The sequence below is a fragment of the Pseudomonas sp. AO-1 genome (genome assembly GCF_019775695.1).
Classification (GTDB): domain Bacteria; phylum Pseudomonadota; class Gammaproteobacteria; order Pseudomonadales; family Pseudomonadaceae; genus Aquipseudomonas; species Aquipseudomonas parakoreensis.
The window spans coordinates 4,728,670-4,747,526 of the sequence record NZ_CP079947.1 but is presented as its reverse complement, the minus strand read 5'-3'; the positions used below and the strand labels follow the sequence as shown (position 1 = coordinate 4,747,526).

The following is an 18,857-nucleotide window of genomic DNA, read 5'->3' as shown; positions in this document are numbered from 1 at the left end:
CAGCCTGCGGCAGCTCCTACAGGGGAGTAACCGCGGCCATCAAATCCTGGCAGATCAGTCGAGCAGCGAAATCGCCGTTGGCGCGTCGTTGCCGACCAGCGCCAGGTCTTCGAATTCGTTGACGGCGTTGATCTCGGTCCCCATGGAGATGTTGGTCACACGCTCCAGGATGATTTCGACGATCACCGGCACTTTGAACTCTTCGATCAGCTCTTCGGCCTTGCGCAGGGCAGGGGCGATGTCCGCCGGTTCGAACACACGCAGCGCTTTACAGCCCAGGCCTTCGGCGACGGCGACGTGGTCGACACCGTAACCGTTGAGTTCCGGCGCGTTCAGGTTATCGAAGGACAGCTGCACGCAGTAGTCCATTTCGAACCCGCGCTGGGCCTGACGGATCAGGCCCAGGTACGAGTTGTTCACCACGACGTGGATGTAAGGCAGTTTGAACTGAGCGCCGACCGCCAGCTCCTCGATCATGAACTGGAAGTCATAGTCCCCCGACAGGGCCACGACTTTACGGTTCGGATCGGCCTTGACCACACCCAGCGCTGCCGGAATGGTCCAGCCCAACGGGCCGGCCTGACCGCAGTTGATCCAGTGACGCGGCTTGTAGACGTGCAGGAACTGCGCGCCGGCAATCTGCGACAGACCAATGGTGCTGACGTAGCAGGTGTCTTTGCCGAACACCTGGTTCATTTCTTCGTAAACGCGTTGCGGCTTGACCGGCACGTTGTCGAAGTGGGTCTTGCGCTGCAGGCTGGCCTTGCGCTGCTGGCAATCCTGCAGCCAGGCACTGCGGTTTTTCAGCTTGCCGGCGGCTTGCCATTCGCGGGCGACTTCGATGAACACGGTCAGCGCCGCAGCAGCGTCGGAGACGATACCCAGGTCCGGGGTGAACACACGGCCGATCTGCGTGCCTTCGATGTCAACGTGAATGAACTTGCGGCCTTCGGTGTAGACGTCGACCGAACCGGTGTGACGGTTGGCCCAGCGGTTACCGATGCCCAGCACCACATCGGACTTGAGCATCGTGGCGTTGCCGTAACGGTGCGACGTCTGCAGACCAACCATGCCGACCATCAGCGGGTGATCGTCCGGAATGGTGCCCCAGCCCATCAGGGTCGGGATCACCGGAATACCGGTCAGCTCGGCGAACTCCACCAGCAAATCGCTGGCGTCGGCGTTGATGATGCCGCCACCGGCTACCAGCAATGGACGCTCGGCCTGATCCAACAGCGCCAGCGCCTTTTCGACCTGAACGCGGCTCGCGGTCGGTTTGGCCAGCGGCAGTGGCTGGTAGGCGTCGATGTCGAATTCGATTTCAGCCATCTGCACGTCGAACGGCAGGTCGATCAGCACCGGGCCTGGACGGCCGGAGCGCATTTCGTAGAAGGCTTTCTGGAACGCGTAAGGCACCTGGCCCGGCTCCAGAACGGTGGTCGCCCACTTGGTGACGGGCTTGACGATGCTGGTGATATCGACCGCCTGGAAGTCTTCCTTGTGCATACGGGCGCGGGGTGCCTGGCCGGTGATGCAGAGGATCGGAATCGAGTCGGCCGAGGCGCTGTAGAGCCCGGTGACCATGTCGGTACCGGCCGGGCCGGACGTACCGATGCACACGCCGATGTTGCCGGCCTTGGTGCGGGTGTACCCCTCGGCCATGTGCGACGCGCCTTCGACGTGGCGAGCGAGGACGTGATCGATGCCACCGACTTTTTTCAGTGCGGAGTACAGCGGGTTGATCGCTGCACCCGGAATGCCAAAAGCGGTATCAACCCCTTCACGGCGCATCACCAGAACGGCGGCTTCGATTGCTCTCATTTTGCTCATGGTTTTGTGCCTCTTTACGTTTTGTAATTGTATACAAGTGGCTTTGCGCAGAGTGTATTCACGGCGGACGGCGCAGGTCAATCCATTTTCTCAAGCGCCTGTTTCATTCGTCGCAAGCCCGATTCTGCTGTGGCTTTTCGTCGCATGTGGCGCTTTTCGAAAATTATTGTATACAAAAAAATAATTCATTGTGTTCTATTTGTGGCATCGGGCTGCGGCACAACCGCGCAGCCCCACGACTTTCCCAATAACAAAATGAGGACGGCACCATGAGCGCTTTAACCTTGAAAGTCGCAGTCAACCTGGTCGAACAGGCCATCACTACCGGGCGCGGGATCAACGCCGCGCCGCTGACCATCGCGGTACTCGACACCGGCGGCCACCTGATCACTCTGCAACGCGAAGACGGCGCCAGCCTGCTGCGCCCGAACATCGCCATCGGCAAAGCCTGGGGCGCCATCGCCCTGGGCAAGGGCTCACGCCTGCTGGCGCTGGACGCCCAACAACGCCCGGCCTTCATCGCCGCACTCAACAGCATGGGCCAGGGCAGCGTCGTCCCGGCTCCGGGCGGGGTGTTGATTCGTGATCAGGCGGGGAATGTGCTGGGCGCGATCGGCATCAGCGGCGATCTGTCGGATATTGATGAGCAGGTGGCGATCAAAGCGGTGGAGGCACTGGATTTGCGGGCGGATGCGGGGGTGGCGGCTTGATCTTAAGCGGCTGATCGAAAGTCATCGCTGGCAAGCCAGCTCCCACAAGGTTTTGTATTGGGCAACGATTTGTGATCGACACAAAGCTCTGTGGGAGCTGGCTTGCCAGCGATGGCGGCCTGTCTGACACATCAAGAAAAAAGACCACACCAATCAAATAGATCATTGAGGTCTAGCCTTCTGATGAACTCATCATGAAGGGGCAATGGATTGCCTGATCTTCCCGCTTCACATCGTCTGCGAACCGGCCGCTATGCCGAGCCCAATCGCATCTATCTACTGACAACCAATACACTTGATCGCGAGCCGATCTTTGCTGACTTCGCTTTGGGCAGATTGGTCGTTCGTCGATTTCGGCGGGCACAAGAGCTTGGATTGGCACAGTCACTGGCGTGGGTGGTCATGCCGGATCATTTTCATTGGCTCGTTGTGCTGGAAAACTGTTCGCTCAGAAGGCTGATGGGTGAAACCAAGTCGCTGATAACCAGAGAAGTGAATTTATCCATCGGCCGTAGCGGGCCGCTTTGGCAGCAGGGTTTTCATGACCGTGCATTGAGGCGGGAAGATGATCTGGTGAAGATGGCGCGCTATGTGGTGGCCAATCCATTGCGGGCAGGATTGGTGGAAAGGCTAGGTGATTAGCCGCTGTGGGATGCTATCTGGGTTTGAATTGATACCGAGCTGCCGCCATCGCTGGCAAGCCAGCTCCCACAGGTTCTTGTGTTGAACACAAACTTTGCGAACGAAACAGATCCTTGTGGGAGCTGGCTTGCCAGCGATAGGGGCACCGCGGTCTATCAGTCCGGCTCGCACCCCTTCAACACCAACCGGATAATCGTCTGCGCCGCCGCCTCGTAATCCGCCTCGTCCAGCTTGTCCTTGCCGGTAACTGCAGAGATCTGCCAGTCGAAGTCGGCGTAGGTCTGGGTCGCGGCCCAGATGCTGAACATCAGGTGGTTGGGGTCGAGCGGGGCGATCTGGCCGCGGTCGATCCAGCTCTGGATGCAGTCGATGTTGTGCTTGGCCTGGCTGTTGAGCTGCTCGACCAGGTCGGCGCTCAGGTGCGGGGCGCCGTGCATGATTTCGCTGGCGAACACCTTGGAGGCGAAGGGCAGGTCGCGGGAGATGCGGATCTTCGAGCGGATGTAGCCGCTGAGCACTTCGCTCGGCACGCCGTCCGGGTTGAACGGGGTCGAGGCCTGCAGGATCGGCACGATGATGCTTTCCAGGACCTCGCGGTAGAGGTTTTCCTTGGACTTGAAGTAGTAGTAGACGTTGGGCTTGGGCAATCCTGCCTTGGCGGCGATGTCGCTGGTTTTGGTCGCAGCGAAGCCCTTGTCGGCAAATTCCTCACTGGCGGCACGCAGGATCAGTTCTTTGTTGCGCTCGCGGATTGTGCTCATAAACCCGGTGGTTCCTTGCCTGTTCTGGCGGTTGCGCATGGTAGCACCGGCCTCGCGCATGGCTCAAGAATGCCCCGTGTGGCCCGCAGTCGCGGTATGCTGCGCAGCATTATTCACATAAGGAAACACGATTCATGGCAGGAAGCAGTTTGCTGGTGCTGATCGACGATATTGCCACCGTTCTGGATGACGTGGCGTTGATGAGCAAAATGGCCGCGAAGAAGACCGCCGGGGTACTCGGCGATGATCTGGCGCTCAATGCCCAGCAAGTCTCCGGAGTTCGCGCCGAGCGGGAAATTCCCGTGGTCTGGGCAGTGGCCAATGGCTCGTTCGTCAACAAACTGATTCTGGTGCCGTCGGCGCTGGCGATCAGCGCATTTGTGCCGTGGCTGGTGACGCCGCTGTTGATGGTCGGCGGCGCGTACCTGTGTTTTGAAGGTTTCGAGAAACTCGCGCACAAGTTCCTGCACAGCAAGGCCGAAGATGATGCCAACCACGCGCAACTGAGCGCGGCGGTGGCCGAGCCGACCACCGATCTGGTGGCCTACGAGAAGGACAAGATCAAAGGCGCAATCCGCACCGACTTTATCCTCTCCGCGGAAATCATCGCCATCACCCTCGGCACCGTGGCCGACGCTTCGCTGACTCAGCAAGTGATCGTGATGTCGGGCATCGCCATCGTCATGACCGTGGGCGTTTATGGTCTGGTGGCCGGCATCGTCAAGCTCGACGACCTGGGCCTGTGGCTGACCCGGAAATCGGGTGCAGCAGCAAAAAGCATTGGCAACGCGATCCTGCGCGCCGCGCCGTACATGATGAAAGGCCTGTCGGTGATCGGCACGGCGGCGATGTTCCTGGTCGGTGGCGGCATCCTCACCCACGGTATTCCGGTGGTGCATCACTGGATTGAAAGTGTCGGTGCAGCGGCTGGCAGTGCCGGGTTTGCCGTGCCTGTGTTGCTCAATGGCGTAGCGGGGATTATCGCGGGCGCGGCAGTGCTGGCGGTGGTGTCGGCGGTTGGCAAGATCTGGCGCGCGATCAAAGGCTGAACACAACAACCCTGTGGGAGCGGGCTTGCCCGCGAATGCGGTGTGCCAGTCGAAGAATATGCTGACTGATTCACCGCATTCGCGAGCAAGCTCGCTCCCACAGTTTGATCCTGGTTGTGCCATGAAAAAGGGCCATTCGACTCGCATCGAATGGCCCTTTTTCGTTGCCGCTGAAGTTACTCGGCAATCTGCAGCTTGCGCGACTCGGTGTAGACGTAGCGCACTTTCTCGTACTCGAACGGCGAGTTCATCTGGCCGTAGCGGAAGTTGGTCTGGTAGCGCTTGTCGACTGCACGCAAGGCCCAGATTTCCGGGTGGTTTTCGCTGACTTTCGACACGTTCAGGTAGTTGATCGCCGATTCGGCGGTGTAGTCCACGGCCAGGCCGGCGGTGTCGCGGATGTTCGACGGGCCGAGAATCGGCAACACGAAGTAGGCGCCGCCCGGTACGCCGTAGAAACCCAGGGTCTGACCGAAGTCTTCGCTCTGGCGCGGCAGGCCCATGGCGGTCGCCGGGTCCCACAGGCCGGCAATGCCGATGGTGGTGTTGAGCAACAGGCGCGCGGTGGTTTCCATCGAGCGCTTGCCCTTGAACTGCAGCAGGCTGTTGACCAGGTTTGGCACGTCGCCGAGGTTGTTGAAGAAGTTGCTCACTCCGGTGCGCAGGAAGCTCGGCGTCACGTAGCGATAACCGTCGACCACCGGCAGGAACACCCATTGGTCGAAGCGGTAATTGAAGTGGTAGACGCGGCGGTTCCATGACTCCAGCGGGTCATAGACGTTGAGCGCGTTGAGTGTCGAGCGTTCGAACTCACGCTGGTCCAGCCCCGGGTTGAACTTGAGTTTGGACAGCGGCTCCTTGAAGCCGTCGCTGTCGACCACCACTGGCGCGTTGGCTTTGCTGTTGTCGGCCTGGGCCACGCCTGCACTGAGGAGCGCTGCAATCAGCAGGAGATATTTAGCCACGGAAGAACTCCAGCATGGCGTCGCTGTTGACGCGGTAGTTAAGGTTGCCGCAATGGCCGCCCAGTGGGTAAACAGTCAGGCGATCGCCGAAGGTCTTGCGCAGGAAACCCAGGTCGCCAGGGCCGAGAATCACGTCGTCAGCGTTGTGCATGACGGCGATTTTCGGGCTGTCGTGCAGGTAATCCTTGAGCGCGTACAGGCTGACCTGGTCGATCAGTTGCAGCAGGCTGCCGCCGTCGGTACGGGCGCGCCACATCGGGATCACCTGTTCGGTCAGGTAGCAGTCGAAGTCGCATTGCAGCGCACGCTTGAGAAACGGCGTGAGGCTGGTGCCTTCGGTGATCGGGAATTTCGGCGGGGTGATCAGGCCACGACGGTTGATCAGGTCGGAGGTGAAGGCAATGTCGGCGGCCGAGAAACGGAACGAGGTGCCGATCAGCATCGCCATCTGTTCGTTGGTCAGGTGCTGTTTGGACTGCTGGAAGTCGTAGAGCAGGGCGTCGTTGAGGTCGATGTAGCCTTTCTGCTGGAAGTAGCGGGTCAGCTTGTTCAGCACCAGTTCATAGAAAGTGGTGCTGTTGTTGATGCCCTTCACCTCGGTCTGCACCAGCTTGTCGAGGTTGCTGATGGACGTGTAGAGGTTGACCGGCGGGTTGAGCAGCAGGACTTTCTTGAAGTTGAAACTGCGTCGGGTCTCGTCCAGGTGCGCGACGAACGCGGCATCCAGCGCGCCAAGGCTGTAGCCGCTGAGGTAGTACTCGGTGACCGGCAGTTTCGGATGTTGCGCGCGCACGGCCTGCATCACCCGGTACATGTCTTCGGCGTCTTCCTTGGTGATGCCCGGGGTGGCGAAGCGTGACGCGGCGCTGATGAAGTCGAAGCTGGTTGGCGACGACAACTGCACGACGTTGTAGCCGGCCTTGTAATAAAGCTTCTTCAGGTACTCATTGAGCGAACTGTCATAACGCGCACCGGTGCCGGCGATCAGGAAGATCAGCGGCGCCGGTTTGTCCTGCTCGGCGATACGGTAGGTGAGTTTTTTCACCGGCCAGAAGTTGTCCGGGAGGATGAAGGCCCGTTCCGGGCGCAGGGTGATGCTGTGGTCGGACTGATTGATCTCGTCGTTCGACGGCAATTCCGGACGCAGGTCCGGTGGTGTGGTGGCGATGGTCGCCTCGAACGGGTTGGTCAGGGGATAGCCATAACTGGCGGCATCGATATCCACCGCCAGTGCGGACGCACTCAGAATAAGGCCGCTGAACAGCGCGGCGAAGCGCAAGGAACGGAGCATGACTGGATCCCTTAAAGGAAGGTGCCGAATGAAGTTCGCAGGCTATGACCACCGGGCTTGCGCCAAAGTGCCATGCCTCGGCACCAAACAGGCAGAATTCGGAGTAATAGTAGCTGGACGATACACTCTGCAAGGCGCGGATGACCAGTTAACAGTTGTTAGTGCTTGCCAATGCGTGCGGGCAGATTAAGCTGGCCGCCGATTTCGTTGATTGGAGAGATTCATGTCCCGCCGCTTGCCCGTGATTCTGTTGCTCGTGCTGTTGCCGCTGTGGCTGGCCGCCAGTTATGGCGCGCGTTATGGCTTCATGGAGGATGGGCAGTGGGTCGGCATCTGCGTCGATGAGGCGACCCGCTGGGAATGCACGGTGCGCTCGAATCTGGGGCTGATGATTCACTTCAAGGTGTTGGGCTGGACCGCGCTGGGTGCGGCGCTGCTGGGTTTTGTGCTGCCGGGGCGGGCAGGGTGGTGGCTGGCGGTGCTGGCGCTGGTGTTCGGGTTGCCGGCGCTGGCGTTGTACAACACGACGCTGGCGGTGTTTGCGGTGGTGATTGCCGGATTGCGGTTGGTCCGGGCATCCCGCAGCGCCTGACAGAAAAAGATCGCAGCCTTCGGCAGCTCCTACAAGGGGCAGTGAACCCTGTAGGAGCTGCCGAAGGCTGCGATCTTTTGATCTTGCTGCTAATCAGCGACTGCGAACCCGCAGACAGCGCCACAACGCCGCCACCATTAACCCGCTGACCAGCGCCCAGCCCCACGCCTGCTGATTCAACAAGCCTTCCTCATACAGCTGCGGCGCAATGCCGGCGCCGATGATAAAGGTCAGCAGGGCGATTTCCCGGCGTGGCACGCTGACTGGGCGGCACACATACACCAGCGCCGGCAGAATGAACGCCATGCTGGCAAAGCTGCGATAGCGTGCGTCAAAAACCATCTCCAGCATCATCACCGCTGCCGCAAAACCGGCCACGGCAACCAGCCATCCGGCGCGGCGTTCCAGCAGACTGAACGCGCGTTCACGCCAACCCTGGCGGGCGCTCAGGCTCAGCGTGGCATGTGCCAGCACCAACAGATTCAATACGGTCAGCAAGCCGACCCACAGCCATTCGCTGGCAAACCGCGTGGTTACTCGCGCCAGATCGCCCCAGGCGCCGATCGAGCAGGCGGCCAGCGCACCGAGCAGCGGCAGGATCAATGCCGATCGGGTGGTGCGCACCCGGCCGCCGAGCAGCAGTGTGCCGAGGAAAATCAGGCCGCCGACGCCCAGCCATGCCTTCCAGTAGGGCACATTGGTCACCGGCCCGGCAAGCACGCCCTTGTCCTGGCGGTCGGCATCGAACAGGCCCCAGTAACCGCCGACTGCACCTTCGCTGCCACGCTTCCATGGCTGGTCGAACGCTTCGATCAAGTTGTAATGCCAGCCTTCTTTCTCGGCCATCGCGACAAAACCACGAATGAACTTGGCCTCGTTGACCCGGCTCGGCAGGGCGGTTTCGCGCTGGCGACCTTCGCTGGGCCAGCCGGTCTCGCCGATCATCACGTCTTTGGGCGCGAATTTGTTGCCGAACACCTGGCGTACATCCGCCACATGTTGCAGGGCGACGTCGATGTTCGACGGATCATCTTCCCAGTACGGCAGCAAGTGAATGGTCAGAAAATCCACCGCCGGCGCGACTTCCGGGTGCTTGAGCCAGAACTCCCAGACATCGGCATAGGTGACCGGTTGCTTGATCTGGCTTTTGACCTTGTTGATCAGCTTCGCCAGTTGCGCGCCGGTGACTTCCTTGCGCAGCAGCGCTTCGTTGCCGACGATCACCGCGCTGACCACATCCGGGTTGGCGTTGGCCGAGGCAATCAGCAGGTCGACTTCCTTTTCAGTGTCCACCGGGTTGCTGTTGACCCAGGCACCGATCATCAGCTTCAAACCGTGCTTGCGCGCCAGTTCCGGCAGCGCTTCGAGGCCGGTCATTGAGTAGGTGCGGATGCATTCGAAACGCGTCGCCAGCAGGGCGAGGTCGGCGTCCATGCGCTCCGGACGCAGTTTGAACGGCACGTCGAACGGCGACTGATCCTTGTCGAACGGCGTGTAGGAGGCGCATTGCAATTTGTGCGTCGGGGTTGCGGCATCCGGCAGAATCACCGGTTTGCCGAGGCCGTACCAGAAGCCACCGAGGGCCAACAGGCCGAGCAGGCAGGCAAAGAGATAAGGAACAAGCGGGAAGCGGGAGGTCGCGGACATGGTCAGGCCGAGTGGCTGCAAAGCGACGCATGTTACCTGCATTTATCCGCGGGTTGGTGGCCTGCATGATTTGCACATGCAAAGTTCGGGCGGATTGTCTGGCGCCAATTATTCAGAGGTGATTAATGGCCTTCTGATGTCGTTTCTCGGTGTATTGAGGTCGCTGACAGAGCAGGTCGCGTTTGGCGTCAGGCCGATGATCGAAAGCGTCAGTACCCTTATAGAAAAGACGACTGATGTTCGGACGAGTTTGCGGTCAGGCGTGATGGGGGCGCTGTGCACCATAACAATACGTTGACGATGCCCGGCATCCGTCGGGCGCAGCATTTCGGGGAAGTAAACGATGAAGATGCGACGACTTTTAGGCGCAGGTGCCGCTCTGGTGCTTGCGATGAGCTCCACTTTCGCCAGCGCTGAAAAACAGACCCTGAACATCGGTTACGTTGACGGCTGGTCCGACAGCGTCGCGACCACCCACGTGGCCGCCGAAGTGATCAAACAGAAACTCGGCTACGACGTGAAGCTGCAAGCCGTCGCCACCGGGATCATGTGGCAGGGCGTGGCGACCGGCAAACTCGATGCGATGCTCTCGGCCTGGCTGCCGGTGACCCATGGCGAATACTGGGCGAAGAACAAGGATCTGGTCGTCGATTACGGCCCGAACTTCAAGGATGCGAAAATCGGCCTGATCGTGCCGGAGTACGTCAAGGCGAAATCGATCGAAGACCTCAAGACCGATGACAGCTTCAAGAACCGCATCGTCGGCATCGACGCCGGCTCGGGCGTGATGCTCAAGACCGATCAGGCGATCAAGGATTACGGTCTGGACAAATACACCCTCAAGGCCAGTTCCGGCGCCGGCATGATTGCCGAGCTGACCCGTGCCGAGAAGAAGAACGAATCGATTGCCGTCACCGGTTGGGTGCCGCACTGGATGTTCGCCAAGTGGAAACTGCGCTTCCTTGACGACCCGAAAGGCGTGTATGGCGCGGCTGAAACCGTAAACAGCATCGGTAGCAAAGAACTGGCTACCAAGGCACCGGAAGTGGCCAAGTTCCTGAAAAACTTCCAGTGGGCGTCGAAAGACGAGATCGGCGAGGTCATGCTGGCCATCCAGGACGGCGCCAAGCCTGACGCGGCGGCCAAGGATTGGGTCGCCAAGCACCCGGACCGCGTGGCTGACTGGACCAAATAACCCCAGATTGCTTCGGTTCACCGCACATCCTGTGGGAGCGGGCTTGCCCGCGATAGCGGTCTGTCAGTCAACTGATTAGTTGGCTGATACGACGCCATCGCTGGCAAGCCAGCTCCCACAGTTTTTTTTGTGTGCTGAAAATTGGCGAAAACGTCATGTCGTTCTAATACTAAGGTCGTCTGGAAGCCGTTCCGCAGCCGCATACAGTGGATACGTTCCAACAATAATCTGTGCTGCGAGGATAAAAACAATGAACGACAGCATTTACCTCTCGATTCAAAACAGCCCGCGCTTCAAGGAGCTGGTGAGAAAAAGAGAAAAATTCGCCTGGATACTCTCGGCGATCATGCTCGGGCTGTATTCCGGATTCATCCTGTTGATTGCTTACGGGCCGCAAGTGCTCGGAGCGAAACTCAGCCCCGGGTCTTCAATTACCTGGGGCATTCCGATCGGTGTCGGGCTGATTGTCTCGGCCTTCGTCCTGACCGGTATCTACGTGCGACGCGCCAATGGCGAGTTTGACGACCTGAACAATGCGATTCTCAAGGAGGCTCAGCAATGATCCGGCGTCTACTGGCTCTTTTGAGCATTGCAGCATTCGCTCCGGCTGTCTGGGCTGCTGACGCCTTGACCGGCGAAGTCCACAAACAACCACTCAACGTTTCCGCGATCGCCATGTTCGTGGTGTTCGTCGGTGCGACCTTGTGCATCACCTACTGGGCGTCCAAGCGCAACAAGTCGGCCGCTGACTACTATGCGGCGGGCGGCAAGATCACCGGGTTCCAGAACGGTCTGGCGATTGCCGGCGACTACATGTCGGCGGCGTCCTTCCTGGGGATTTCCGCGCTGGTGTTCACCTCTGGCTACGATGGCCTGATCTACTCGATCGGCTTCCTGGTGGGCTGGCCGATCATTCTGTTCCTGATCGCCGAGCGTCTGCGTAACCTGGGTAAATACACCTTTGCCGACGTGGCGTCCTACCGCCTCGGGCAAACCCAGATCCGCACGCTGTCTGCCTGTGGTTCGCTGGTGGTGGTGGCGTTCTACCTGATCGCGCAAATGGTCGGTGCCGGCAAGCTGATCCAGCTGCTGTTCGGCCTCGACTACTACGTGGCGGTGATTCTGGTCGGTATCCTGATGTGCCTCTACGTGCTGTTCGGCGGCATGCTGGCGACCACTTGGGTGCAGATCATCAAGGCGGTGCTGTTGCTGTCCGGTGCTTCGTTCATGGCGCTGATGGTGATGAAACACGTCAACTTCGACTTCAACATGCTGTTCTCCGAGGCGATCAAGGTTCACCCCAAAGGTGAGGCGATCATGAGCCCCGGCGGTCTGGTGAAAGACCCGATTTCGGCGTTCTCTCTGGGCCTGGCACTGATGTTTGGTACTGCTGGTCTGCCACACATCCTGATGCGCTTCTTCACCGTGAGTGACGCGAAAGAAGCGCGCAAGAGCGTGCTGTATGCCACCGGCTTCATTGGCTACTTCTACATCCTGACCTTCATCATCGGCTTCGGCGCGATCCTGCTGGTCAGCACCAACCCGGCCTTCAAGGATGCAGCGGGCGCTCTGCTCGGCGGCAACAACATGGCGGCGGTGCACCTGGCTGACGCAGTGGGTGGCAGTATCTTCCTCGGTTTCATCTCGGCGGTGGCGTTCGCGACCATTCTGGCGGTGGTGGCCGGTCTGACTCTGGCCGGTGCTTCGGCGGTGTCGCACGACCTGTATGCCAGTGTGATCAAGAAGGGCAAGGCCAACGACAAGGATGAGATTCGCGTGTCGAAGATCACCACCATCGCCCTGGGTGTGCTGGCGATTGGTCTGGGCATCCTGTTCGAAAGCCAGAACATCGCGTTCATGGTCGGCCTGGCGTTCTCGATTGCAGCGAGCTGCAACTTCCCGGTGCTGTTGCTTTCGATGTACTGGAAGAAGCTGACGACCCGCGGCGCGATGGTCGGTGGCTGGTTGGGGCTGGTGAGTGCGGTGGGTCTGATGATCCTCGGCCCGACCATCTGGGTGCAGATTCTGCATCACGAGAAGGCGATCTTCCCTTACGAGTACCCGGCGTTGTTTTCGATGATCATTGCGTTCATCGGTATCTGGTTCTTCTCGATCACCGACAAGTCGGCGGCGGCCGAGAACGAGCGGGCGCTGTTCTTCCCGCAGTTTGTGCGTTCGCAGACGGGGTTGGGGGCGAGTGGGGCGGTTTCGCACTAAGATCTGGTTACATGGTTTGAGTGGAATGCCCTGGTTGAGAGATCGGGGCATTTTCTTTTTGTGGGCGGTTATCGGACTTGGGCCTTCGTGGTTGGTGTTTATGAGTACATATCCGTTGCTGCGGTAACGGCTGCTTAGGGTTCCGCCCTTACGGCGGGTCACTTTTGACAAACGCCTCAAAAGTAACCAAAAAGGCTTTACCCTGACGTTCGGCCCTCGCTCAGGCTCGGGTTCCTTCGCTGCGGGATTCATCCGGGGGGGCAGCGCCTACGGTTTGCTTCGCTGCACCTCCTCTCGCTGTGTTTGGCTGCGCCAAACGGTCGCTGCGCTCCCACCCCCCGGATAAATCCCTCCACTCAGCCTGCCGACGGGCCCTCAGATCAAAAGCTTTACTCGAGCTAACGCTCATCGTGTTGAGTGGTGAAAAGCTAGCGCTTGGCTTTGGCGCTTCTGTGGGAGCGAGCTTGCTCGCGAAGGCGGCCTGACAGCCGACCAAATTCCAACTGAAAACACCCAATCCCCTGTAGGAACTGCCGAAGGCTGTGATCTTTTGATCTGCTTTGGCTTTGGCTTTGGCTTTGGCTTTTGATCTTAAGCCCCTTCGGCAGGCCGAGCGTAGGTGTCCATCAGGGGGTTAGGCGCGCAGCGCCGTGCGGCGAAGCCGCATACATCGAAAGGAGGTGCAGCGAAGCAAACCGTAGGCGATGCCCCCGGATGGGCACCGTAGCGAGGGAACGCTGAGCCTAAGCGAAGTGCCGTACGCCGGGGCAAAGCCTTTTGGGTTACCTTTTCGGCGTCTGGAAAAGGTGACTCGCTGTAAGAGCGAAACCGCCAGCGGCAACACCCGCAGCAACGGATATGCCCACAAATGCCCAAAAGCCAGTCGGCCCCCAGGCCGCTGCGACCCCACAAACAAAAACGGCCTCTATATAAATAGAGGCCGTTCCCGATACAACTTCAAGACGTTATCGCAAGACAAGCCTTATTTGCGGTCTTCCAGCTTGGTGATATCACGCGACTCATAGCCAGTGTACAACTGGCGCGGACGGCCAATCTTGTACGGGCTGGAGAGCATTTCTTTCCAGTGCGAAATCCAGCCCACAGTACGCGCCAGAGCGAAGATCACGGTGAACATGCTGGTTGGAATGCCGATCGCCTTGAGGATGATCCCCGAGTAGAAGTCGACGTTCGGGTACAGCGAGCGCTCGATGAAGTACGGGTCGGTCAGGGCGATCTCTTCCAGGCGCATGGCCAGTTCGAGTTGCGGATCGTTGTTGATGCCCAGTTCCTTCAGTACTTCGTCGCAGGTCTGCTTCATCACAGTCGCGCGCGGATCGCGGTTCTTGTAAACGCGGTGACCGAAGCCCATCAGCTTGAACGGGTCGTTCTTGTCCTTGGCCTTGGCGATGAACTTGTCGATGTTGGACACATCGCCAATCTCGTCAAGCATGGTCAGAACGGCTTCGTTCGCACCGCCGTGGGCAGGGCCCCACAGTGCGGCGATGCCGGCGGCGATACAAGCGAACGGGTTGGCACCCGAAGAGCCAGCCAGGCGCACGGTGGAGGTCGATGCGTTCTGCTCGTGGTCGGCGTGGAGGATGAAGATCCGGTCCATGGCCTTGGCAAGTACCGGGCTGATCGGTTTGATCTCGCACGGGGTGTTGAACATCATGTGCAGGAAGTTTTCCGCGTACGTCAGGTCGTTGCGCGGGTACATCATGGGTTGGCCCATGGAGTACTTGTAAACCATCGCTGCCAGGGTCGGCATCTTGGCAACCAGACGGATCGCGGAGATTTCGCGATGCTGCGGGTTATTGATGTCCAGGGAGTCGTGGTAGAAGGCCGAAAGGGCGCCGACTACGCCGCACATGACGGCCATCGGGTGGGCGTCGCGACGGAAGCCGTTGAAGAAGGTTTTCAGCTGCTCGTGAACCATGGTGTGGTTTTTCACGGTGCTGACGAACTGGGCCTTCTGTTCTGCGGTCGGCAGTTCGCCGTTGAGCAGCAGGTAGCAGGTTTCCAGGTAGTCCGACTTTTCAGCCAGCTGTTCGATCGGGTAGCCGCGGTGCAACAGAATGCCGTTGTCACCGTCGATATAGGTGATCTTCGATTCGCACGAGGCGGTCGACATGAAACCCGGGTCGAAAGTGAAGCGGCCCGTGGCCGTCAGGCCCCGAACATCGATTACATCGGGACCAACGGTGCCGGTTAAAATGGGCAGCTCGACGGGGGCTGCGCCCTCGATGATCAACTGCGCTTTTTTGTCAGCCATGTGGCCTCCTATTTATGCTTGAACCATCAGACAGACCCCCCACGCAGGGCCCGCACCACTATAGTGAGATAAATTCGAATGTCAATTTGCCTAAAGTCTTGCTCCAGAAGGCTTTAAGCGCACTTTTTCCTCGAAATTGACTGCCATTTACGCCTTTTATACGACTTGTGCAATCAGCTATTTGGGGTAGGTGATTGCGTTGTCATTAGTAGCCTAACTGTCTATACTCGGCCACCGACCGCCAAGGGCTTTTGGGCTTGCTTTCATTGGGGGTCGCATCCCTGGGTGGTGGTTACCTGACCAGTGCACTCCCCAACAACTTTGCCCTGATTGTTAGGGGCTCTTCAGTGTGAAAAAAAAGCCGTGAAAAGCCAACGACCTGTAAACCTAGACCTAAGGACCATCAAACTCCCAGTCACTGCTTACACGTCCATTCTTCACCGTATCTCCGGTGTCATCCTCTTCGTGTGCCTTGCCATCATGCTTTACGCATTGGACAAGTCGCTGAGCTCCGAGGAAGGCTTCGGTCAGGTGAAAGCGTGTCTGACCAGTCCGCTAGCGAAGCTAGTGATTTGGGGCATCCTGTCCGCTCTGCTGTATCACTTGGTAGCCGGTGTGCGCCATTTGATCATGGACATGGGCATCGGTGAGACGCTGGAAGGCGGCAAGCTGGGCTCGAAAATCGTTATCGCCGTTTCCGTGGTGGTAATCGTTCTGGCAGGAGTCTGGATATGGTAACTAACGTCACGAACCTCTCGCGTTCGGGCCTCTATGACTGGATGGCGCAACGTGTGTCGGCGGTCGTTCTCGCGGCTTACTTCATCTTTCTGATCGGATACGTCGTGGCCCACCCAGGCCTCGAGTACGCCCAGTGGCATGAACTGTTCGCCCACAACGGGATGCGTATTTTCAGCCTCCTGGCCCTTGTTGCTCTCGGCGCTCACGCCTGGGTCGGCATGTGGACCATCGCGACTGACTACCTGACGCCAATGGCGTTCGGCAAGTCCGCGACGGCTATACGTTTCCTTTTCCAGGCAGTATGCGGCGTCGCGATGTTCGCTTACTTCGTCTGGGGTGTGCAGATTCTCTGGGGTATCTGAGTCATGGCTAACATTCCAACGATTTCTTTCGACGCCATCATTATTGGTGGTGGCGGTGCTGGCATGCGCGCTGCGCTGCAGCTGGCACAGGGCGGTCACAAGACTGCGGTGATCACCAAGGTTTTCCCGACCCGTTCGCACACTGTATCCGCCCAGGGCGGCATCACCTGCGCGATCGCGTCCGCTGACCCGAACGATGACTGGCGCTGGCACATGTACGATACCGTCAAGGGTTCCGACTACATCGGTGACCAGGACGCTATCGAATACATGTGTCAGGAAGGCCCGGCTGCCGTTTTCGAACTGGACCACATGGGTCTGCCGTTCTCGCGTACCGAGCAAGGTCGTATCTACCAGCGTCCGTTCGGTGGTCAGTCCAAGGACTACGGTAAAGGTGGTCAGGCTGCTCGCACCTGCGCAGCGTCCGACCGTACCGGTCACGCACTGCTGCACACCCTTTATCAGGGCAACCTGAAAGCCGGCACCACGTTCCTGAACGAGTACTACGCTGTCGACCTGGTGAAAAACCAGGAAGGCGAGTTCGTCGGTGTGATCGCGATCTGCATCGAAACCGGCGAAACTTCGTACATCCGTGCCAAGGCCACCGTACTGGCCACTGGCGGTGCCGGTCGTATCTACGCCTCCACCACCAATGCCCTGATCAACACCGGTGACGGCGTTGGCATGGCGCTGCGTGCTGGCGTACCGGTACAAGACATCGAAATGTGGCAGTTCCACCCGACCGGCATCGCCGGCGCCGGTGTACTGGTTACAGAAGGCTGCCGTGGTGAAGGTGGTTACCTGATCAACAAGCACGGCGAGCGTTTCATGGAGCGTTATGCTCCGAACGCGAAAGACCTGGCTGGTCGTGACGTGGTTGCCCGTTCGATGGTTAAAGAAATCATCGCCGGTAACGGTTGCGGTCCGAATGGCGATCACGTAATGCTCAAACTCGACCACTTGGGCGAGGAAGTGCTGCACAGCCGTCTGCCAGGCATCTGCGAACTGTCGAAGACTTTCGCACACGTTGACCCGGTGGTTGCGCCGGTTCCGGTTGTTCCGACCTGCCACTACATGATGGGCGGCGTTGCCACCAACATTCATGGTCAGGCGATCACCCAGAACGCCGAAGGCGTGGACCAGATCATTCCTGGCCTGTTCGCCGTAGGTGAAGTGGCTTGCGTATCGGTACACGGTGCCAACCGTCTGGGCGGCAACTCGCTGCTCGACCTGGTGGTATTCGGCCGCGCTGCCGGCCTGCACCTGGAGAAGGCGCTGACCGACGGCATCGAATACGACGACGCTACCGAAGCCGACATCGAAGCAGCCCTGTCGCGTCTGAACGCGCTGAACGGCCGTACCGATGGCGAAGACGTGGCAACCCTGCGTCGCGAGCTGCAAAGCTGCATGCAGAACTACTTCGGCGTATTCCGTACTGGCGAATACATGCAGAAGGGTATCGCTCAGCTGGCCGATCTGCGCAAGCGCATCGCCAATGTGAAGATCAACGATAAGTCGCAAGCGTTCAACACTGCGCGTATCGAAGCTCTGGAACTGCAAAACCTGCTGGAAGTGGCTGAAGCTACCGCCATCGCGGCCGAAGTACGTAAAGAGTCCCGCGGCGCTCACGCCCGTGAAGACTTCGAAGACCGTGACGACGAAAACTGGCTGTGCCACACCCTGTACTTCCCGGGTGAGAAACGCGTCGCCAAGCGTGCCGTAAACTTCTCGCCGAAGACTGTTCCGACTTTCGAACCTAAAGTCCGGACTTATTAAGGGTGATCGCCATGTTGCAAGTCAGTGTTTATCGCTACAACCCTGATCAGGACGCTGCGCCGTTCATGCAGGAATTCCAGGTCGATACCGGTGGTAAAGACCTGATGGTGCTGGACGTGCTGGCCCTGATCAAAGAGCAGGACGAGGGTTTCTCCTATCGTCGCTCTTGCCGTGAAGGCGTCTGCGGCTCCGACGGCATGAACATCAACGGCAAGAACGGTCTGGCGTGCATCACGCCGCTGTCCGCTGTCGTAAAAGGCAACAAGTTGATCGTTCGTCCGCTGCCAGGTCTGCCGGTTATCCGTGACCTGGTTGTCGATATGAGCATCTTCTACAAGCAATACGAGAAGGTTAAGCCTTACCTGCAGAACGACACGCCGGCTCCGGCCATCGAGCGTCTGCAGTCCCCTGAAGAGCGTGAAAAGCTCGACGGTCTGTACGAGTGCATCCTGTGCGCCTGCTGCTCGACCTCGTGCCCGTCCTTCTGGTGGAACCCGGACAAATTCCTGGGTCCAGCTGCCCTGCTGCAAGCGTACCGCTTCCTGGCAGACAGCCGTGACACCAAGACGTCCGAGCGTCTGGCTTCGCTCGATGACCCGTTCAGCGTTTTCCGCTGCCGGGGCATCATGAACTGCGTCAACGTATGTCCGAAAGGCCTGAACCCGACTAAGGCCATCGGTCACATCCGTAACATGCTGCTTTCGAGCGGCGTGTGATTCAGCTGCTGTAACCGTAGAACCGCTGTAACGAAGAGGCTGTGGCGCGGGCTTCAACCCGCGTCATGGCTATAACCAGAGCAGTAGCCACAAG

General features: G+C 59.2%; 17 protein-coding genes. 11 read left to right on the top strand and 6 right to left on the bottom strand.

What is annotated here, in order from left to right:
• Positions 1-54: 54 nt before the first annotated feature.
• Complete coding sequence (gene gcl, locus KVQ82_RS21515; RefSeq protein ID WP_041072901.1) at positions 55-1,830, bottom strand: glyoxylate carboligase; 1,776 nt, start codon at positions 1,828-1,830, stop codon at positions 55-57.
• Between the two features lie 269 nt (positions 1,831-2,099).
• Here gcl and KVQ82_RS21510 point away from each other — a divergent pair, with 269 nt between their 5' ends.
• The gene (locus KVQ82_RS21510; protein ID WP_095667156.1) at positions 2,100-2,540 is read left to right on the top strand and encodes a heme-binding protein; all 441 of its coding nucleotides are present in this window, start codon (positions 2,100-2,102) and stop codon (positions 2,538-2,540) included.
• 210 nt (positions 2,541-2,750) lie between these two features.
• Positions 2,751-3,182: a transposase gene (locus tag KVQ82_RS21505; RefSeq protein ID WP_222015762.1), complete on the top strand. Its 432-nt coding sequence runs from the start codon at positions 2,751-2,753 to the stop codon at positions 3,180-3,182.
• Between the two features lie 155 nt (positions 3,183-3,337).
• Here KVQ82_RS21505 and KVQ82_RS21500 read toward each other — a convergent pair whose 3' ends face one another.
• A complete protein-coding gene (locus tag KVQ82_RS21500) occupies positions 3,338-3,943 on the bottom strand; it encodes a TetR/AcrR family transcriptional regulator (protein WP_047292618.1) in 606 nt (201 codons plus the stop codon).
• 134 nt (positions 3,944-4,077) lie between these two features.
• Between KVQ82_RS21500 and KVQ82_RS21495 the strand changes: the two genes are divergently transcribed.
• Positions 4,078-4,992 (top strand): DUF808 domain-containing protein, encoded by a 915-nt coding sequence (locus tag KVQ82_RS21495; RefSeq protein WP_222015760.1) that lies wholly within the window; start codon positions 4,078-4,080, stop codon positions 4,990-4,992.
• 176 nt (positions 4,993-5,168) lie between these two features.
• Here the strand turns inward: KVQ82_RS21495 and KVQ82_RS21490 are convergent, their stop codons facing one another.
• Together KVQ82_RS21490 and KVQ82_RS21485 are read right to left on the bottom strand one after the other, a co-directional pair.
• Positions 5,169-5,957 carry a VacJ family lipoprotein gene (locus KVQ82_RS21490; protein ID WP_041072896.1) on the bottom strand — a complete coding sequence of 263 codons (789 nt, stop codon included), beginning with the start codon at positions 5,955-5,957 and terminating at the stop codon, positions 5,169-5,171.
• A complete protein-coding gene (locus tag KVQ82_RS21485; RefSeq protein ID WP_041072894.1) occupies positions 5,950-7,248 on the bottom strand; it encodes a serine/threonine protein kinase in 1,299 nt (432 codons plus the stop codon). The genes KVQ82_RS21490 and KVQ82_RS21485 overlap by 8 nt, the downstream gene beginning before the upstream one ends.
• Positions 7,249-7,471: 223 nt before the next feature.
• Between KVQ82_RS21485 and KVQ82_RS21480 the strand changes: the two genes are divergently transcribed.
• Positions 7,472-7,840 (top strand): hypothetical protein, encoded by a 369-nt coding sequence (locus tag KVQ82_RS21480; RefSeq protein WP_222015757.1) that lies wholly within the window; start codon positions 7,472-7,474, stop codon positions 7,838-7,840.
• A 93-nt stretch (positions 7,841-7,933) separates the two neighbouring features.
• Here the strand turns inward: KVQ82_RS21480 and KVQ82_RS21475 are convergent, their stop codons facing one another.
• Positions 7,934-9,529 carry a beta (1-6) glucans synthase gene (locus tag KVQ82_RS21475; protein WP_222015756.1) on the bottom strand — a complete coding sequence of 532 codons (1,596 nt, stop codon included), beginning with the start codon at positions 9,527-9,529 and terminating at the stop codon, positions 7,934-7,936.
• Between the two features lie 301 nt (positions 9,530-9,830).
• On the opposite strand from KVQ82_RS21475, the gene KVQ82_RS21470 reads away from it, so the two are divergent.
• The 3 genes from KVQ82_RS21470 to KVQ82_RS21460 all read left to right on the top strand — a co-directional run bounded on the left by KVQ82_RS21470 (position 9,831) and on the right by KVQ82_RS21460 (position 12,899).
• Complete coding sequence (locus KVQ82_RS21470) at positions 9,831-10,682, top strand: glycine betaine ABC transporter substrate-binding protein (protein WP_047292628.1); 852 nt, start codon at positions 9,831-9,833, stop codon at positions 10,680-10,682.
• A gap of 250 nt (positions 10,683-10,932) precedes the next feature.
• The gene (locus KVQ82_RS21465) at positions 10,933-11,244 is read left to right on the top strand and encodes a DUF485 domain-containing protein (protein ID WP_041072887.1); all 312 of its coding nucleotides are present in this window, start codon (positions 10,933-10,935) and stop codon (positions 11,242-11,244) included.
• Positions 11,241-12,899: a cation acetate symporter gene (locus KVQ82_RS21460; RefSeq protein ID WP_041072885.1), complete on the top strand. Its 1,659-nt coding sequence runs from the start codon at positions 11,241-11,243 to the stop codon at positions 12,897-12,899. Before KVQ82_RS21465 ends, KVQ82_RS21460 begins: the two co-directional genes overlap by 4 nt.
• Before the next feature lie 982 nt (positions 12,900-13,881).
• Here the strand turns inward: KVQ82_RS21460 and gltA are convergent.
• Positions 13,882-15,171, bottom strand: coding sequence for a citrate synthase (gltA, locus tag KVQ82_RS21455; protein ID WP_003222994.1), 1,290 nt, complete (start codon positions 15,169-15,171; stop codon positions 13,882-13,884).
• A gap of 363 nt (positions 15,172-15,534) precedes the next feature.
• Here gltA and sdhC point away from each other — a divergent pair, with 363 nt between their 5' ends.
• Genes sdhC through KVQ82_RS21435 form a run of 4 tightly spaced genes read left to right on the top strand, consistent with a single transcriptional unit; the run spans position 15,535 to position 18,763 of the window.
• The gene (sdhC, locus tag KVQ82_RS21450) at positions 15,535-15,909 is read left to right on the top strand and encodes a succinate dehydrogenase, cytochrome b556 subunit (RefSeq protein ID WP_016773673.1); all 375 of its coding nucleotides are present in this window, start codon (positions 15,535-15,537) and stop codon (positions 15,907-15,909) included.
• On the top strand, positions 15,903-16,271 hold the full coding sequence (sdhD, locus tag KVQ82_RS21445; RefSeq protein ID WP_003222999.1) for a succinate dehydrogenase, hydrophobic membrane anchor protein: 369 nt from the start codon (positions 15,903-15,905) through the stop codon (positions 16,269-16,271). Before sdhC ends, sdhD begins: the two co-directional genes overlap by 7 nt.
• A 3-nt stretch (positions 16,272-16,274) precedes the next feature.
• Positions 16,275-18,047: a succinate dehydrogenase flavoprotein subunit gene (gene sdhA, locus KVQ82_RS21440; protein WP_007962857.1), complete on the top strand. Its 1,773-nt coding sequence runs from the start codon at positions 16,275-16,277 to the stop codon at positions 18,045-18,047.
• 11 nt (positions 18,048-18,058) lie between these two features.
• Positions 18,059-18,763: a succinate dehydrogenase iron-sulfur subunit gene (locus KVQ82_RS21435; RefSeq protein ID WP_003223007.1), complete on the top strand. Its 705-nt coding sequence runs from the start codon at positions 18,059-18,061 to the stop codon at positions 18,761-18,763.
• The last annotated feature ends 94 nt before the right edge of the window (positions 18,764-18,857 follow it).

Coding starts and splice junctions, on each gene's coding strand:
- gcl (WP_041072901.1), bottom strand. CDS start 1,830: ATGAGCAAAATGAGAGCAATCGAAGCCGCCGTTCTGGTGATGCGCCGT.
- KVQ82_RS21510 (WP_095667156.1), top strand. CDS start 2,100: ATGAGCGCTTTAACCTTGAAAGTCGCAGTCAACCTGGTCGAACAGGCC.
- KVQ82_RS21500 (WP_047292618.1), bottom strand. CDS start 3,943: ATGAGCACAATCCGCGAGCGCAACAAAGAACTGATCCTGCGTGCCGCC.
- KVQ82_RS21495 (WP_222015760.1), top strand. CDS start 4,078: ATGGCAGGAAGCAGTTTGCTGGTGCTGATCGACGATATTGCCACCGTT.
- KVQ82_RS21485 (WP_041072894.1), bottom strand. CDS start 7,248: ATGCTCCGTTCCTTGCGCTTCGCCGCGCTGTTCAGCGGCCTTATTCTG.
- KVQ82_RS21480 (WP_222015757.1), top strand. CDS start 7,472: ATGTCCCGCCGCTTGCCCGTGATTCTGTTGCTCGTGCTGTTGCCGCTG.
- KVQ82_RS21475 (WP_222015756.1), bottom strand. CDS start 9,529: ATGCAGGTAACATGCGTCGCTTTGCAGCCACTCGGCCTGACCATGTCC.
- KVQ82_RS21470 (WP_047292628.1), top strand. CDS start 9,831: ATGAAGATGCGACGACTTTTAGGCGCAGGTGCCGCTCTGGTGCTTGCG.
- KVQ82_RS21465 (WP_041072887.1), top strand. CDS start 10,933: ATGAACGACAGCATTTACCTCTCGATTCAAAACAGCCCGCGCTTCAAG.
- KVQ82_RS21460 (WP_041072885.1), top strand. CDS start 11,241: ATGATCCGGCGTCTACTGGCTCTTTTGAGCATTGCAGCATTCGCTCCG.
- gltA (WP_003222994.1), bottom strand. CDS start 15,171: ATGGCTGACAAAAAAGCGCAGTTGATCATCGAGGGCGCAGCCCCCGTC.
- sdhD (WP_003222999.1), top strand. CDS start 15,903: ATGGTAACTAACGTCACGAACCTCTCGCGTTCGGGCCTCTATGACTGG.
- sdhA (WP_007962857.1), top strand. CDS start 16,275: ATGGCTAACATTCCAACGATTTCTTTCGACGCCATCATTATTGGTGGT.
- KVQ82_RS21435 (WP_003223007.1), top strand. CDS start 18,059: ATGTTGCAAGTCAGTGTTTATCGCTACAACCCTGATCAGGACGCTGCG.